The organism is Roseivivax sp. CAU 1753 (genome assembly GCF_054482575.1).
In genome coordinates this window covers 57,560-73,403 of sequence record NZ_JBTLRF010000001.1, presented here as the reverse complement: position 1 = coordinate 73,403, position 15,844 = coordinate 57,560, and the positions used below count along the sequence as shown (strand labels likewise).

17 protein-coding genes are annotated in these 15,844 nt (G+C 66.2%); 8 read left to right on the top strand and 9 right to left on the bottom strand.

All coding sequences use genetic code 11. The features are described from left to right. The first annotated feature begins 47 nt into the window (after positions 1–47). The 3 genes from acnA to ACXYMN_RS00355 all read left to right on the top strand — a co-directional run bounded on the left by acnA (position 48) and on the right by ACXYMN_RS00355 (position 4,740). Entirely contained in the window at positions 48–2,822 is a 2,775-nt protein-coding gene (gene acnA, locus ACXYMN_RS00365; protein ID WP_459011381.1) for an aconitate hydratase AcnA, read from the top strand. Positions 2,823–3,113: 291 nt separating this feature from the next. Beyond that, positions 3,114–4,421, top strand: a complete 1,308-nt coding sequence (locus tag ACXYMN_RS00360) for a short-chain fatty acid transporter (RefSeq protein WP_459011380.1) — start codon at positions 3,114–3,116, stop codon at positions 4,419–4,421. Between the two features lie 169 nt (positions 4,422–4,590). Next, complete coding sequence (locus ACXYMN_RS00355) at positions 4,591–4,740, top strand: hypothetical protein (RefSeq protein ID WP_459011379.1); 150 nt, start codon at positions 4,591–4,593, stop codon at positions 4,738–4,740. A gap of 150 nt (positions 4,741–4,890) precedes the next feature. Here the strand turns inward: ACXYMN_RS00355 and ACXYMN_RS00350 are convergent, their stop codons facing one another. The 9 genes from ACXYMN_RS00350 to yajC form a co-directional block, all read right to left on the bottom strand. Then, a complete protein-coding gene (locus tag ACXYMN_RS00350) occupies positions 4,891–5,418 on the bottom strand; it encodes a DsbE family thiol:disulfide interchange protein (RefSeq protein WP_459012335.1) in 528 nt (175 codons plus the stop codon). 13 nt (positions 5,419–5,431) lie between these two features. After that, on the bottom strand, positions 5,432–5,581 hold the full coding sequence (ccmD, locus tag ACXYMN_RS00345) for a heme exporter protein CcmD (protein WP_459011378.1): 150 nt from the start codon (positions 5,579–5,581) through the stop codon (positions 5,432–5,434). Further along, positions 5,578–6,306 carry a heme ABC transporter permease gene (locus ACXYMN_RS00340; protein WP_459011377.1) on the bottom strand — a complete coding sequence of 243 codons (729 nt, stop codon included), beginning with the start codon at positions 6,304–6,306 and terminating at the stop codon, positions 5,578–5,580. The genes ccmD and ACXYMN_RS00340 overlap by 4 nt, the downstream gene beginning before the upstream one ends. Before the next feature lie 78 nt (positions 6,307–6,384). Continuing rightward, positions 6,385–7,041, bottom strand: a complete 657-nt coding sequence (gene ccmB, locus ACXYMN_RS00335) for a heme exporter protein CcmB (RefSeq protein WP_459011376.1) — start codon at positions 7,039–7,041, stop codon at positions 6,385–6,387. After that, positions 7,038–7,655 (bottom strand): heme ABC exporter ATP-binding protein CcmA, encoded by a 618-nt coding sequence (ccmA, locus tag ACXYMN_RS00330; protein ID WP_459011375.1) that lies wholly within the window; start codon positions 7,653–7,655, stop codon positions 7,038–7,040. The genes ccmB and ccmA overlap by 4 nt, the downstream gene beginning before the upstream one ends. Positions 7,656–7,884: 229 nt before the next feature. After that, positions 7,885–8,238, bottom strand: a complete 354-nt coding sequence (locus ACXYMN_RS00325) for an Mth938-like domain-containing protein (RefSeq protein WP_459011374.1) — start codon at positions 8,236–8,238, stop codon at positions 7,885–7,887. A 113-nt stretch (positions 8,239–8,351) separates the two neighbouring features. Further along, a complete protein-coding gene (secF, locus tag ACXYMN_RS00320; protein ID WP_459011373.1) occupies positions 8,352–9,320 on the bottom strand; it encodes a protein translocase subunit SecF in 969 nt (322 codons plus the stop codon). Between the two features lie 12 nt (positions 9,321–9,332). Beyond that, positions 9,333–10,994, bottom strand: a complete 1,662-nt coding sequence (gene secD, locus ACXYMN_RS00315) for a protein translocase subunit SecD (RefSeq protein ID WP_459011372.1) — start codon at positions 10,992–10,994, stop codon at positions 9,333–9,335. Between the two features lie 37 nt (positions 10,995–11,031). Then, positions 11,032–11,319 (bottom strand): preprotein translocase subunit YajC, encoded by a 288-nt coding sequence (yajC, locus tag ACXYMN_RS00310; protein WP_459011371.1) that lies wholly within the window; start codon positions 11,317–11,319, stop codon positions 11,032–11,034. 281 nt (positions 11,320–11,600) lie between these two features. Between yajC and ACXYMN_RS00305 the strand changes: the two genes are divergently transcribed. From ACXYMN_RS00305 to ACXYMN_RS00285, 5 genes are read left to right on the top strand one after another with little or no spacing between them, the layout of a single operon-like run. Continuing rightward, positions 11,601–12,308: a hypothetical protein gene (locus ACXYMN_RS00305; protein ID WP_459011370.1), complete on the top strand. Its 708-nt coding sequence runs from the start codon at positions 11,601–11,603 to the stop codon at positions 12,306–12,308. Continuing rightward, positions 12,308–13,111 carry a pentapeptide repeat-containing protein gene (locus ACXYMN_RS00300; protein ID WP_459011369.1) on the top strand — a complete coding sequence of 268 codons (804 nt, stop codon included), beginning with the start codon at positions 12,308–12,310 and terminating at the stop codon, positions 13,109–13,111. Before ACXYMN_RS00305 ends, ACXYMN_RS00300 begins: the two co-directional genes overlap by 1 nt. A 30-nt stretch (positions 13,112–13,141) precedes the next feature. Next, positions 13,142–13,780, top strand: coding sequence for a trypsin-like serine peptidase (locus ACXYMN_RS00295; RefSeq protein ID WP_459011368.1), 639 nt, complete (start codon positions 13,142–13,144; stop codon positions 13,778–13,780). Between the two features lie 57 nt (positions 13,781–13,837). Continuing rightward, positions 13,838–15,130: a serine--tRNA ligase gene (serS, locus tag ACXYMN_RS00290; RefSeq protein ID WP_459011367.1), complete on the top strand. Its 1,293-nt coding sequence runs from the start codon at positions 13,838–13,840 to the stop codon at positions 15,128–15,130. Then, positions 15,127–15,840 carry a hypothetical protein gene (locus ACXYMN_RS00285; RefSeq protein ID WP_459011366.1) on the top strand — a complete coding sequence of 238 codons (714 nt, stop codon included), beginning with the start codon at positions 15,127–15,129 and terminating at the stop codon, positions 15,838–15,840. The genes serS and ACXYMN_RS00285 overlap by 4 nt, the downstream gene beginning before the upstream one ends. Positions 15,841–15,844: the final 4 nt, after the last annotated feature.

The window sequence follows — 15,844 nt, the reverse complement described above, 5'->3', positions numbered from 1 at the left end:
ACAGCATCCAAACCCCCATCGTCACGCCAAGCCAGGGAGGCTCATTCATGCCCATCACCGTAGGCCAGGACAGCAACAAGACCCGCAAGACCATGACGGTCGGCGGCAACGCCGTGTCCTATTATTCCATTGCCGCCGCAGAACAGGCCGGCCTTGGCGACTTCTCGAAACTGCCCATCGCGCTCAAGGTGGTGCTCGAGAACATGCTGCGGTTCGAGGACGGCAACACCGTCACCACCGACGACATCAAGGCGTTCTCGGAATGGGCCACCATGGGCGGCAAGAACCCGCGCGAAATCGCCTATCGCCCGGCCCGCGTGCTGATGCAGGACTTCACCGGCGTTCCCGCCGTGGTCGACCTTGCCGCGATGCGCGACGGCATCAAGGCGCTGGGCGGCGATCCGCAGAAGATCAACCCGCTCAACCCGGTCGATCTGGTCATCGACCACTCGGTGATGATCGACGAGTTCGGCAATCCGCGCGCCTTCCAGATGAACGTCGACCGCGAATATGAACGCAACATCGAACGCTATACCTTCCTCAAGTGGGGCCAGTCGGCGTTCAACAACTTCCGCGTTGTGCCCCCGGGCACCGGCATCTGCCACCAGGTCAACCTCGAATACCTCGCCAAGACGGTCTGGTCCGACACCGACCAGAACGGCGAGACGGTGGCCTATCCCGACACGCTGGTGGGCACCGACAGCCACACCACCATGGTCAACGGCGCGGCCGTGCTGGGCTGGGGCGTTGGCGGCATCGAGGCCGAGGCCGCCATGCTCGGCCAGCCGATCTCCATGCTGATCCCCGAGGTCGTGGGCTTCAAGCTGACCGGTGCGATGGTCGAGGGCACCACCGCCACCGACCTCGTGCTCAAGGTCGTGCAGATGCTGCGCGAAAAGGGCGTGGTCAGCAAGTTCGTGGAATTCTACGGCGACGGGCTCGACAACGTGCCGCTGGCCGACCGTGCCACCATCGGCAACATGGCCCCCGAATACGGGGCAACCTGCGGTTTCTTCCCGATCGACGACGAAACCCTGCGCTACCTCAACACCACCGGTCGCGACAAGGACACCCTCGCGCTGGTCGAGGCCTATGCCAAGGAACAGGGCATGTGGCGCGAGCCCGGCTATGAGCCGGTCTATACCGACACGCTCGAACTGGACATGTCGACCGTCGTGCCCGCGATCTCGGGCCCCAAGCGCCCGCAGGACTTCATCGCGCTCGACGGCGCGGCCAAGGCGTTCGGCGACTACGTCAAGGGCGTGCGCAGCGGCGCGGATGCCACCGAATCCGCCGAGGTCCGCTGGGAAGGCGAAGGCGGCGCGCCCGAGCCGGTGGACATCCCCGGCGACGAGGGCCACCACAAGCGCGGCTTCGTGAAGACCGACGAGCATAACTACCAGCTGCATGACGGCTCCATCGTGATCGCCTCGATCACGTCCTGCACCAACACCTCGAACCCCTACGTGATGATCGGCGCCGGTCTCGTCGCCCGCAAGGCGCGCGAACTGGGCCTCGACCGCAAGCCCTGGGTGAAAACCTCGCTGGCCCCCGGGTCGCAGGTCGTGTCGGCCTATCTCGAAGCGGCCGAGCTGCAGGACGATCTCGATGCCATCGGCTTCAACCTCGTGGGCTACGGCTGCACCACCTGTATCGGCAACTCCGGCCCGCTGCAGGACGAGATCTCCAAGGCGATCAACGACAACGACCTGATCGCCACCTCGGTGCTGTCGGGCAACCGCAACTTCGAGGGCCGCATCAGCCCCGATGTGCGCGCCAACTACCTGGCCTCGCCGCCGCTGGTGGTGGCCTACGCGCTGGCCGGTGACATGAACATCGACATCGCCAAGGATCCCATCGCGCAGACCCCCGACGGCAAGGATGTCTACCTCAAGGACATCTGGCCCACCGCCAAGGAGATCGCGGAACTGGTCGAAAAGACCGTCACCCGCGAAAGCTTCCAGGAAAAGTACGCCGACGTCTTCAAGGGCGACGAGAAGTGGCAATCGGTCGAAACCACCGACAGCCAGACCTACGACTGGCCGTCCACCTCGACCTACGTGCAGAACCCGCCCTACTTCCAGAACATGGGCGCCGAAAAGGGCGAGATCACCAACATCGAGGGCGCGCGCGTCCTCGCGATGCTGGGCGACATGGTCACCACCGACCACATCTCGCCCGCCGGGTCGTTCAAGGAAAGCACGCCCGCCGGCAAGTACCTGGTCGAACGTCAGGTCCCCGTGCGCGAGTTCAACTCCTACGGCTCGCGGCGCGGCAACCACGAGGTCATGATGCGCGGCACCTTCGCCAACATCCGCATCCGCAACGAGATGCTGGACGGCGTCGAGGGCGGCTATACCAAGGGCCCCGACGGCACCCAGATGCCGATCTTCGACGCCGCCATGGCCTACCAGGAACAGGGCACGCCGCTGGTGATTTTCGCCGGTGAGCAATACGGCGCGGGCTCCAGCCGCGACTGGGCCGCCAAGGGCACCTCGCTTCTGGGCGTCAAGGCCGTGATCGCCGAAAACTTCGAACGTATCCACCGCTCGAACCTCGTCGGCATGGGGGTGATCCCGTTCGAGTTCACCGGCGGTGACACCCGCAAGTCCCTGGGCCTCAAGGGCGACGAGACCGTCTCCATCGAAGGGCTCGACAACGTGACGCCGGGCGCGATGTGCCCCTGCAAGATCACCTTCGCGGACGGCACCGAAAAGACGATCGAGATCAAGTGCCGGATCGATACGGCCATCGAGGTGGAATACGTCGAACACGGCGGCGTGCTGCACTACGTGCTGCGCAACCTCGCCAAGGCGGCGTAAACGCGGCGCACAGATGCGGCGCACAGACGCGGCGCACTGAGCGCCTGTTGAAATCGCAAGAAGGCCGCGCCCCCCGCGCGGCCTTTTTCGTGCCTGCCCCCCGATCGACTTCCTGTGTCCGCCTGCGCATTCACCCTGTCCCGCACGCCTGCCCCGCCGACGGAAATCGCCCCCGGACCGGGGCATTCCGGCGCGCGCGGGCTTGCACAATTGCAAACCCGCCGCAGCCGTTGGGTTTGGCGCGGACAGTTGCTAGAGGGCACATCCAACATCAATCGAGGAGGTCACACCATGCTGAACGCGCTCTCACGTCCGATGGTCCGTATCGTCGACCGTTACCTGCCCGACCCGTTTGTCTTCGTTCTCGTGCTGACCATTGTGGCCGCCCTGGCCGCCGTCTTCACCCAGGGCACCGGCCCGCTCGAGGTGGTCGAGATCTGGGGCGACGGCTTCTGGTCGCTGCTGACCTTCTCGATGCAGATGCTGCTGGTGCTTGTCACCGGCTACATGATGGCCTCGACCCCCGTGGTCAAAGGCCTGCTGGCAAGGCTCGCGGGTCTCGCCCGCAGCCCCGGCGGCGCGATTCTGATGGTCAGTTTCGTCTCGCTCGCCGCCAGCTGGATCAACTGGGGCTTCGGCCTCGTGGTCGGCGCGCTCTTCGCCAAGGAACTGGCCCGCGTGGTCAAGGTCGATTACCGCCTGCTGGTGGCCTCGGCCTATTCCGGCTTCATCGTCTGGCATGGCGGGCTGGCAGGCTCCGTGCCGCTCTCCATCGCGACCGAGGGCCATCCCTTCGCCGATCTGGCGGGCGTCATTCCCACCTCCGAAACGATCTTCGCGCCGTTCAACCTGATCATCGTGGCCGCGCTTTTTGTTGCGGTTCCGTTCATCAACCGCGCGATGTTGCCGAAAGCGGGCGAAGAGATCTTCGTCGACCCCGCCCTGCTCGAGGACGCCCCGCACCCCCGGCCCGACGCCCCGACCCCCGCCGAATGGCTTGAACTGAGCCCCGCGCTGTCGCTTGTCGTGGGTCTCGCCGGTCTGGCCTGGTCGCTGAACCACTTCGCCGGCGGCGGCGCGCTCTCGCTCAACGTCATCAACTTCCTTTTCCTGTCGCTGGCGATCCTGCTGCACGGCTCGCCGCGCAACCTGCTGAATGCGCTGACCGATGCGGTCAAGGGCGGCGCGGGCATCGTCATCCAGTTCCCGTTCTACGCGGGCATCATGGCGATCATGGTGCAATCGGGTCTGGCCGCCTCGATCTCGCAGGGGCTGGTCAACCTCGCCACCCCCGCGACGCTGCCGTTCTGGAGCTTCCTGTCGGCGGGAATCGTCAACTTCTTCGTGCCCTCGGGCGGCGGTCAATGGGCGGTGCAGGCCCCGGTGATCCTGCCCGCCGCCGACGCGCTCGGCCTCGACATGGCCCGCGCCGCGATGGCGGTGGCCTGGGGCGATGCCTGGACCAATATGGTGCAGCCGTTCTGGGCGCTGCCGATCCTCGGGATTGCCGGGTTGCGCGCCAAGGATATCATGGGCTTCTGCATCATCCACCTGATCCTGTCGGGCACGATCATCGCCCTGGGCCTGACCTTCCTCTGACACCCCGCACGGCCCCTGGTCCCGGCCCCGGTCACAGACCCCGCGGGGCAGCAGAAAGCCCGGCGGCAGGTCCCCGCCCATCGCAAATTCGTGAGCCGACAAACACCCCGCCCCGACGCTACACCGGTGTCAAAACAGACAAATCACAAGAAACGACCGGGGCACCGACATGAAGATCCTGACCATCCTGCAAGCGCTGATCCTGATCGGCCTGACCGTCTATGGCGCCAGTCACACCGAGGTCAAACCACGGCAATCGCTGTCCTGTGCCCCCGCGGCCAGCGCCTGTCCCAGCCCCGGTCCGCGCAGAACCTCGTAATCCACCCCCACCGGAGGCGCAGGCCAAAGGACTGCGACGACATCCCCGGCGCGGGCCCCCGGCCCGCTCCACCGGATCACAGCGCACCGGATCACAGCGCAAGAAATCACAGCGCACCAAATCACCGCACACCGCACGATCGACAGTCTATCAATCCGCCCCGCCTGCCCGCGCGGCCTCCAGCGCAGGCACGAACCGGGTCTCGAAATCGGTGCCGATCAGCGGCCCGGTAAAGCGGTGCAACACCACGCCGTCGCCGTCCAGGATGAAGGTCTCGGGCGGGGCCGTCACGCCCCAGTCGATCGCCGTGCGCCCGGCCGGATCGAAGGGCACCGCGCTGAACGGGTTGCTTTCCTCGGCCAGGTACGTCGCCGCATTGCCGGCCTGGTCCTTGATGTTGACGCCGACGATGTCCAGCCCCTCGGCCTGATAGGCCAGCAGCTGCGGATGCTCGACCCGGCAGGGCGGGCACCAGCTGGCCCAGAAGTTCACCAGCGTCACCGCGCCCGAAGACAACGCGCCCGGCTCCAGCCCCGGATATCCCTCCAGCGCCACATCGGTGATCGGCGGTGCGGGCTGGCCCACGCGGGTCGACGGCAACCCCTCGGGGTCGTCGCGGAACATACCGAAGAACGCCAGCCCCGCGAAGGCCGCGAAGATCAGCGGCGGCAGCACCATCAGAGGAGAGATCCTAGCCACGGCGCGCCTCCACCTGGTTCAGGTCGCGCCGCACCCGCCGCGCCCGCGCCACGCTGACCGCAACCAGCGCCACGATCAGCACCAGCGACACCGCATAGGCCGACAGCACCGCCTCGGCGTATTTTCCCAGTTCGGGCATCATGCCATCCGCTCCCTTGCCAGCAACGCGCGCATCCGCCGCGCCCGGATCTCGGTCTGGGTGCGCAGGAACACCAATGCCACGAACAGCAGCACAAAGCCCGCGATCGACACCAGCAGCGGGAAATAGAACACATCCGCCACGTTTTCCTCCTTGTCGAGCGACAGCGACGCCCCCTGATGCAGCCCCTGGTTCCAGAAGTTGACCGCGTAGCGCGACAGCAGCGCAAAGACCGATCCCACCAGGCACAGGATCGCGGTCAGATCGGCGGCGGTGTCGTCATTCTCGATCGCCGACCACAGCGCCATGTACCCAAGATAGAACAGGAACAGGATCAGGAACGATGTCAGCCGCGGATCCCACGCCCAGTAGGTGCCCCACATCGGCTGGCCCCAGATCGCCCCGGTGGCCAGCGCGATCACCGTCATCGTGGCCCCCACCGGGGCCGCCGCGCGGGCCGCCAGCGCCGAGACGTGATGCCGCCGCACGATCCAGATCAGCGACGCCACCAGCATCATCAGCCAGGCATTGATCGCCATCAGCGCCGCGGGCACATGCAGGTAGATGATCTTGACCGTCGATCCCTGGCGGAAATCGTCCGGCGTGAAGAAGAACCCCCAGACCAGCCCGACCAGCAGACACAGCAGCGCCAGCCCGGCGATCCAGGGCAACACCCGGTCCGTGGTCCGGATGAACTTGACGGGGTTTGCGTATTCCCAAAGCGACATGGGCCATCCTTTAAGCACTTGCCTCGCGGCGCACAATTCACATCTCGGCAGGGCTTGTCCACGCCCCCGCGCCGCGGCTCACCGCAGGTTGATCCGAAGCACCGCCGCCGAGGCGAAGGGCAAAAGCGCCAGCGTGCCGAAGCTCAGCCCCGCCAGCATCGCCAGCGGCGTCTCCACCGCCAGCCCGTCGGCCCCGCGCCGCGCCACTTCCGCACCGAAGATCAGCGTCGGCACGTAAAGCGGCAGCACCAGCAGCGACAACAGCAGACCGCCGCGCTTCAACCCCACCGTCAGCGCCGCGCCGAAGGTGCCGATCACCGACAGCGCCGGGGTGCCGATCAAGAGCGACAGGCACAGCCAGACATAGCCGCCCTCGGGCAGGCTCAGCAGCAACCCCAGCGCCGGTGCCGCCAGCACCAGCGGCAGACCGGTGGTGACCCAGTGCGCCAGGGCCTTCACCGTCACGATCCCCTCCATCGGCAAGGGCGCGGTGGCCAGAAGGTCAAGCGATCCGTCCTCCCAGTCCAGCGCGAAGATCCGGTCGAGCGACAGCAGACACGCCAGCAATGCCCCGACCCAGAGGATGCCCGGCGCGATCCGCGCCAGCAGTTGCGTCTCGGGCCCGACCCCGAACGGCACCAGCACCACCACGATCAGGAAAAACGCAAGCCCCAGCCCGAAGCCGCCCCCGGCCCGGATCGCCAGCCGCAGATCGCGCAGCAACAGCGCCCTCACAGGAAGGCCTCGTCACCGGCCCGCGCCCTCGGATCCGCCTTGAACGGCGTCACGTCCAGCACCCGCGCCTCGGGCAGGCCGAGGTCGATATGCGTCGCCATCAGCGCCGCACCGCCCTCGGCCAGATGCGCCTTGACCGCCGCCGCGAACAACGCCACCGACGCCGCATCCAGCGACACCGTGGGCTCGTCCAGCACCCAGACCGGCCGCCCGGTGACCAGCAACCGCGCCAGCCCAAGCCGCCGCTTCTGCCCCGCCGACAGATTGCCCGCCAGCCTGTCCCGCAACGCCCCGAGGTCGAACCGCGCCAGCGCCTCCGACACCGCGGAGGCACCGCCCGCGCCATAGACCGACGCCCAGAAACCCAGGTTCTCGGTCACCGTCAGGCTGGTCTTCAGCCCGTCCTGATGGCCCGCATAGGCCACCGCCTCGATGCCCTCGACAGCCCCTTCGAGCGGCGGTTGCAACCCGGCGATGGTGCGGATCAATGTGGTCTTGCCCGACCCGTTCGGTCCGCGCAGCACCAGCGCCTCGCCCCGGGCCAGCGCCAACCCGACCCCGTCAAGCACCGCAACCCCGCCCCGGGAAACCGACAGACCGCTCACGCGCAACATTGCCAAGACCCTGACCCGCCGCACGCCCCGGTAAGGCCGCCCCGCGCCCGTCCCAACCGGCCTTGCCCCGCAGCCCTTCGCCCCGGCGCGGCGAGCGCCGCCGAACCCCGCCCCGCCCGCGTGTCCCGGCTCCGGCAGACAGGCCCCTTGTCACGATCGGACCGAAAATACTCCGGGGAGCGCGAGGGGCCGGTCCCTCGCTCCTGCCGCCGCCACGGGCACATCCGCGTCACAGCGGCAGAACCGCCAGCGCCACCCGCCGCCCTTCGGACAGAAGCACGTTGTAGGTCCGGCAGGCCGAGGCCGAGCCCATGACCTCGACACCGATGCCCGCCGCGTCAAGCTCGGACCGCAAGGCCTTGGGAATATGAGTAATCTCGCGCCCGGTACCGATGAACAGCACGTCGATCTCACCGGCCAGGTCCAGCAGCGTGGCGGCATCCTCGAAACCGCCCCAGGCCGTCGTGCCGCGTTGCGACAGGCACAGCGCGCCCTCGATGGCGGTGCCACCGATCCGGAAGAACCCCGGCCCGTAGCTGTCGACCGGTTGCGCATCGGTATAGACGATCTCGTTCAGGCGCATGGGCGCGGCTCCTTTTCAGTCGTGGCGGATCCCGGGATCATAGGACATTGGGCGCGATCCGGACAGGGCAAGGCCCGCCGACGCGCGGCCCGCCGTTCTTTCCCGGCGAGCGCTCAGGCGTCGATATTCGAGAATTGCGTGCCCGCCCCGGGGTCCGGCTTTTCCCAGTCGCGCTTGACGCCAAGGCGATAGAGCAGCGCCGAGGCCACGAAGATCGACGAATAGGTGCCGACGACCACACCCCAGATCATCGCGAAGACGAAGCCCCGGATCACGTCGCCGCCCAGCACGAACAGCGCGATCAGCGCCAGCAAGGTGGTCAGCGACGTCATCAGCGTCCGGCTCAGGGTCTCGTTGATCGAGATGTTGAGCACCTCTTTCAGATCGCGCTTCTTGTATTTGATCAGGTTCTCGCGCACCCGGTCGAAGACCACGACCGTGTCGTTCAGCGAATAGCCGACGATGGTCAGCAGCGCCGCGATGATCGCGAGGTCGAACTGGATCCGCAACTCCGAGAAGATGCCGATGGTCAGAAGCACGTCATGCACCAGCGCCACCACGGCGCCGACGGCGAACTGCCATTCAAAGCGCAGCCAGATGTAGATCAGCACCGCCCCGATGGCGAGCACGACGGCGATCACGGCGGTCTGGATCAATTCGCCCGACACTTTCGGACCGACCGATTCCACCGAGGTGAAGCGGATGCCCGGGGCCACCCCCTGCAACGCCGCCTCGACCGCAAGGATGGTTTCGGGCGTCACCGCCTCGGCGTCGTCCTGCGCGCCGATGCGCACCATGGCGACGTTCTGGTCGTCGCCGAAGCTGGGGTCGAACACCTCGGAGATGACGATATCGCCCAGGTCCAGCCCCTGCATCGCGGCGCGGTAGGCCCCGACATCCACCGGCTGCGCGCTTTCGGTGCGGATCGTGGTGCCGCCGCGGAAATCGATACCGAAATTCAGCCCCTGCACCATGAAGGACACGAAGGCGATGGCCATCAGCACGCCCGAGATCCCCAGCCAGATCCTGGTGCGGCTGAAGAAATCGAAGGTTGTATCGTCGGGGACGAGTTTGAGACGCATGGGGGGGCCTTCTCAGACGGTGATGGTCTTCGGGCGCTTGCGCTCGAACCACATGGTGACGAACAGACGGGTGACGTAGATCGCGGTGAAGACCGAGGTGACGATGCCCACGCCCAGCGTGATGGCAAAGCCCCGCACCGGACCCGAGCCCATGGCAAACAGGATGATTGCGGTGATGATCGTGGTGATGTTGGCATCGACGATCGCCGACAGCGCCTTTTCATAGCCCAGCTCGATGGCACGGGCGGGGCCCCTGGCGGTCTTCAGTTCCTCGCGGATGCGCTCGAAGATCAGCACGTTGGCATCCACCGCCATGCCGACCGTCAGCACGATGCCCGCGATCCCCGGCAGGGTCAGCGTCGCGCCGATCAGCGACAGCACCGCGAACAGCATGCCGATGTTCAGGATCAGAGCCACGTTGGCGAAGAGGCCGAACAGCCCGTAGGCCGCGAACATGAACACCAGCACCATCGCGAAGGCCACCATGGTGGCGATCTTGCCCGCGTCGATGCTGTCCTGGCCCAGTTCCGGCCCGATGGTACGTTCCTCGAGGAAGGTCAGCCCGGCGGGCAGCGCCCCGGCGCGCAACAGCACCGCAAGCTGGGTCGACTCCTCGACCGAGAAGTTGCCGGTGATGATGCCCGAGCCGCCGGGGATGTGCGACTGGATCACCGGGGCCGAGATCACCTCGTCGTCGAGCACGATGGCAAAGGGGTTGCCGATGTTTTCCGCCGTGTAGTCGCCGAATTTGCGCGCCCCCGAGGAGTTGAAGCGGAAGTTGACGGCGGGGCGTCCGTTCTGGTCGAAGGCCGGTTGCGCATCGACCAGTTCCTCGCCCGAGACCACGGCGGCGCGTTCCAGTTCGTAGAACACGCCCTCTTCGTCGAGCGATGGCAGGATCTCGTTGCCGATGCCGGGATCGGCGGTCTGCGACGATGCGCGACCGACCACGGGCTGGAAGCTCAGCTGGGCGGTGGTGCCGATGATTTCCTTGAGTTCAGCCGCCGAGCCGATGCCGGGCACCTGGATCAGGATGCGGTCCTCGCCCTGGCGCTGGATGGTCGGCTCGCGGGTGCCGACCTCGTCGATGCGGCGGCGGATGATCTCGAGCGCCTGGCGCACGGTGCGGTCGTCGGTGGCGGTCTGCTCGGCCTCCGACAGGCGGACAACCAACTCGTCGTCCTGGCCCGCAACCTCGATGTCGGAGGCCCCGGCAGCGGCGACCGAGGCCACCGGTTGCGCCAGCGTGCGCACGGCGGCGATGGCGGCCTGCATGCCGTCGGGGTTGCCCAGGCGGACGCGCAATTCGCCGGGTGTGTCGCTGCGCAGGCGGATGGTGCCGACCTCGTCGCGCAGGGGGCGCAGAAGGTCGCGCACCTCGGGCCACATGGCCTCGAGGCGGGTGTCGTAGACATCGGCGACCTGCACCTCGGCCAGCAGATGCGCGCCGCCGCGCAGATCGAGGCCAAGGTTGACGATGGTCGCGGGCAGCCAGTCGGGCCAGACCGATTTCGCGGCAAGCCGTTCCTCGGTTTCGCCCTGCCGCTCGATCGCGGTGACCGCGTCATTGTGGGCCTCGACCCGTTCGTAGAACAGGTTCGGCGCGGAGAAGACCACGCCGACAGCCACCACGAGCAGGATCAGGACGCGTTTCCAGGTGTCGATCTGAAGCATGGACGGGCTTTCTGACGGAAGGGGGCGGCGCGGCGGCCTAGCTGTTGGCGGGCTCGGTCTTGGAGATGACCTGCGCCACGGTGTTCTGCACCACGCGGACCTTGACGCCTTCGGACAGTTCGACCTCGATCTCGTTGCCTTCCTTGACCTTGACGACCTTGCCGATCAGCCCGCCCTGGGTGACGATCTGGTCGCCGCGCCGCAGGTTCTCGACCATCTTGGTGTGTTCCTTCATCTTCTTCTGCTGCGGGCGGATCAGAAGGAAATACATGATCGCGAAGATCAGGATCAGGGGCACGAACTGTGCCAGTGCGCTGCCGTCCATGGGGGGCTCCTTTGTCGGTGGGGACAGGGCACACGGCCCCGCATGTTTGAAGTTTGGCGGAACCTATGGATTGGCGCGCGGTGATGCAAGCAGGCTTGGCGGCGGTTTGTGGGGCCGTGCGGCGCGATGGTCGCGGCGGGTGTGCCGCGTTTTGGCCCGAGGGCAGAAAAAGCTTTCGCATGCGAAAGGTTTTGTGTTTCATTAACAATTGTTTACGAGGTGTTGCCGGTGCGGTCCCTGCCAATGCGCGCGCCGAGACGATCCCAGTGAGGAGCGCGCCCATGGCGGCCGAGACGGTGATCACACTTCCCTTCGAAGAAGGCTTTGTCTGGACGACCATCGCGCTGGCCCTGCTTTTGGCGGGATCGGCCCTTGTGGCATGGGGGCTGCCCAAGCCGGATGACACGGGAAAGGCGACGACCAGGGACTGGCGCGAAGCGCTTGGAATTTCCGCGGTGCCCGAGGTCTTGGCCATAGCGGGGGCGATCCTGTGGGGGCTGCTGACCGTTGGGCTGTTCTACGGGTTGATCCGGACGCTGGTCTGGCTGTCGGTTCCGGCGATGCGGGGCGACGCGGGGCTGGAGGCCGGTGTCGACTGGCGCTTCACCCTGATCACGCTGGCCGGACTGACCGCGACGCTGGGCGCGGTGGTGGCGCTGCCGGTGACGCTCAACCGGCTGAAGCTGTCGCGTGAGCAGACTCAAACGGCCAAGGAATCGCTGTATAACCAGAAGATCACCGAGGCGGCGGCGGATCTTTATGCGCGGCGGCAGGTGACGCTGAAGGATGAGGACGGGGCCTACAAGGCGCACGATGTCTGGGAAGACGACATCGTGCGACGCTCTGCCGCGATCGACCGGCTGGAGGGGCTGGTGGATGAGCTACCACAGAATGCCAAGCGCGTGGTGCGGCTGCTCTGCCTTTACGTGCGCGAGTTGAGCCGGGACTATCGGCGCAGACGCATCCCTATCTGGAGGTGCGGCGGTTGATGCAAGATGAACCCATCGGAGAGGGCCTGACGAAAAAAGAGGCACTTGAGGAACTTCATGTATCGCCACACGACGCCTCTCTTAGAATGTTCGCATTATGGTCAAAGCGCCTGACAGCACAGCGAATTGATATGGAACGGGCTGTTCAGACCGTAGGCCGCCTCAATAAAAACCTTGTCGAAAACAAGGAGCATGAGGACTGCGTCGATTTATCCAAGGCCAATTTGCAAGGGTTTCGATTGAACGCCCTCGATTTCAGATATGGCAACTTCGAAGGCGCATCAATGCACGGTGTCAAGCTGTGCGATGCCAAATTGGCGCATGCGAAGTTTCAAAACGCGCACATGACCGCCGCCGACCTGCGCGGAGCCAAACTGCAACGCGCAGAGATGGATGCGACTTGGCTTCAGTATGCCAAATTGCGGGGTGAAGGTTTGGCTTGGAGCTCCCTGCTATATACCGAATTCGACTTTGCGAAAATTGAGCATATCGACTTGAAAAACGTTTCGTTCCGGACGGCAATTCTAAGATGTGCTTTATTCAGCCATTGCCGCATGAATGCGCACTCACGCTTATCTCACAGTCATATTTGCGGAGCTGCATTCAGGCACATCGACTTGAGCATGACTGGCATTTCGGATTTGGAACTTGAACGTGTCTTTGGCGATGCCACCGTTCAACTACCGGACGAAGTGAAATGGCCAACTCATTGGCCGAAAGTAGAACTGGGAATTCGATTTGGACGCGAATGGCAGAAATGGTGGGCTGACCCCAAAACCTACACCCCGCCCGACCCGGATTGACGACGCCTGCCCGGTCGCTATCTCCTGACGATGCGCCTTGTCCTACTTCTGATCCTGCTTGCCACGCCGCTGCACGCCGCCGATCCGTCGGTGGGGCGGCTTTTCGGGGGCGGGTTCTCGAAGCTCAGGCTCTGCACCGCGACGCTGGTGGGCCCGGCGACGATCCTGACGGCGGCGCATTGCGTGACCTTCGACGACGGGCGCAAGCGCGGCACACGGGGGCTTGGCTTTGTTGCGGGCTGGGAGGATGGCGCGCATCTGGGGGCGGCCAGCGTTGAGGAGATCCTGCTGCACCCGGATGCTGTGGACGAAGACGGCATCGTGGTGGCGCATGACGTGGCGCTGTTGCGGCTGGACCGGGCGCTCGACATGCCGGTGCTGCGGGTCGGGGCCTCGGGGCCGTCGGGGCCGTTCGAACTGATCGGCTATCCGCGCGAGGCGCCCGGCGCCCAGGTGCTGCGCGACGGTTGCGACGGGCGCGAACGGCGGGGCAAGTGGTATCTGGGCTGTGCTGCGTCAAAAGGCATGTCGGGCGGGCCGGTGTTCTACGGGTCGGGCGACGCGCGCCGGATCGTCGGGGTGATCTCGTCGATCCTGGACGGCAACGCGGTGGTGGTGCCGGTCGACCCCTGGGTCATCCGGGAGGTGGCTCGCCCCTACACACCCTGAGCGCTTTGGGGCATAACCGCGCACGACTCAGGCGACGCAGAGACGAGGCCCCCCAAGATGCACGACATCCGCACCATCCGCGACAATCCCGAAGCCTTCGACGCCGCCATGGCCAAGCGGGGGATCCAGGGCGCATCCGGGCCGATCCTTGCGCTGGACGAGGAACGCCGCGCGGCGATCCATGCCGCCGAGACGGCACAGGCCGAACAGAAGGCCGCCGCGAAGGACGTGGGACAGGCCAAGGCATCGGGCAATGACGCGGAATTCGAGCGGCTGCGCGCGCTGGTGGGCGACAAGAAGGCCGAGGTCGCGGCGATGCAGGCACGGGCCAGGGATCTGGACGCGGCGCTGACCGACAGGCTGCTGGAGCTGCCGAACTCGGTGCATGACGACGTGCCCGAGGGCCAGGACGAGGCCGATAACGTCGAGATTCACCGCTGGGGCACGCCCCGGGTGTTCGATTTTACCCCGAAAGAGCATTACGAGCTGGCGGCGGTGCGGGACGGCATGGATTTCGAAACCGCGGCGAAGCTGTCGGGGGCGCGGTTCGTGGTGCTGTCGGGTGCGGTGGCGCGGGTGCACCGGGCGCTGGCGCAGTTCATGCTGGACACCCATGTGGAAGAAAACGGTCTGGCCGAGACCTGGACGCCGGTGCTGGTGCGCGACGAGATGATGGTTGGCACCGGGCAGTTGCCGAAGTTCGGAGAGGACAGCTATCGCACCACCAATGGCTGGTGGCTGGTGCCGACCGCCGAGGTGAGCCTGACCAACATCGTCAACGGCGTGACCATGGACGAGAGCTATCTGCCGCGCCGCTACGTGGCGCATACGCAGTGTTTCCGGTCCGAGGCAGGCAGCGCCGGGCGCGACACGGCGGGGATGTTGCGTCAGCACCAGTTCGAGAAGGTCGAGATGGTGTCGGTGGTGCATCCCGACGAAAGCGACGCGGAGCACCGCCGGATGACGCGCTGCGCCGAGGGGATCCTGGAAAAGCTGGGGCTGGCCTACCGGACGGTGACGCTTTGCACCGGGGATATCGGCTTTGGCGCGGGCCGCACCCATGACCTCGAGGTCTGGCTGCCGGGGCAGAACACCTATCGCGAGATCTCGTCCGTTTCGACCTGCGGCGATTTCCAGGCGCGGCGGATGAACGCGCGGTTCAAGCCCGCGGGCGGCGGCAAGCCTGCGTTCGTGCATACGCTGAACGGATCGGGGCTGGCGGTGGGGCGCGCGCTGATCGCGGTGCTGGAGAATGGTCAGGAGGCGGATGGATCTGTCACCCTGCCCGAGGTGTTGCATTCCTATACCGGCGGTCGGCGTCGGATCACGGCGGAAGGGCAATTGGCATGAGCGACAACGCAAAGACGGTCTGGGCGGTTGCGGTTCTGCTGGCGGCGATCGCCTTTGCCGCCTCGCCGTTCTTCAGCGCGGGGTTCAACGGGTTTTCGGCCGGGCAGTTCCCGGTGCCGCAGGAGGACCCGCCGGTGCAGCCCGCGGGCTACGCCTTTTCGATCTGGGGGCTGATCTATCTGTGGCTGATCGCGGGCGCGGCCTTTGGCCTCTTGCGCCGCCGCGACGAGGATGACTGGGCCGCCGCGCGCCCGCTTCTGACCCTGAGCCTGGTGATCGGCGCGGGCTGGATCCCGGTGGCCAACGTGTCGGTGTTCTGGGCCACGGTGATGATCTGGACCATGCTGGGCACCGCGCTGGCGGCGCTGTTCCGGCTGGGCGACGAGGACCGGTTCTGGCAGCTGTCGCCGGTGGCGATCTATGCGGGCTGGCTGACGGCGGCGTCGTCGGTGTCGCTGGGCCTGATCATGGCGGGGTATGGCTGGATGGGGCAGACGCCCGCGGCCCTGCTGGCGCTGAGCATCGGGTTGGCCATCGCCTTTGTGGTGCAATACCGGCTGCACCGCGCGCCGGAATACGGGCTGACGGTGATCTGGGCGCTGGTCGGCGTCATCGTGTCGAACGCGCAGCCCGCCAATATCGCGGTGGTAGGGCTGGCGGTGGTCGGGATCGTGGCGATCCTGGCGCTGCGCGGCACCGATACGGAATAGCCCG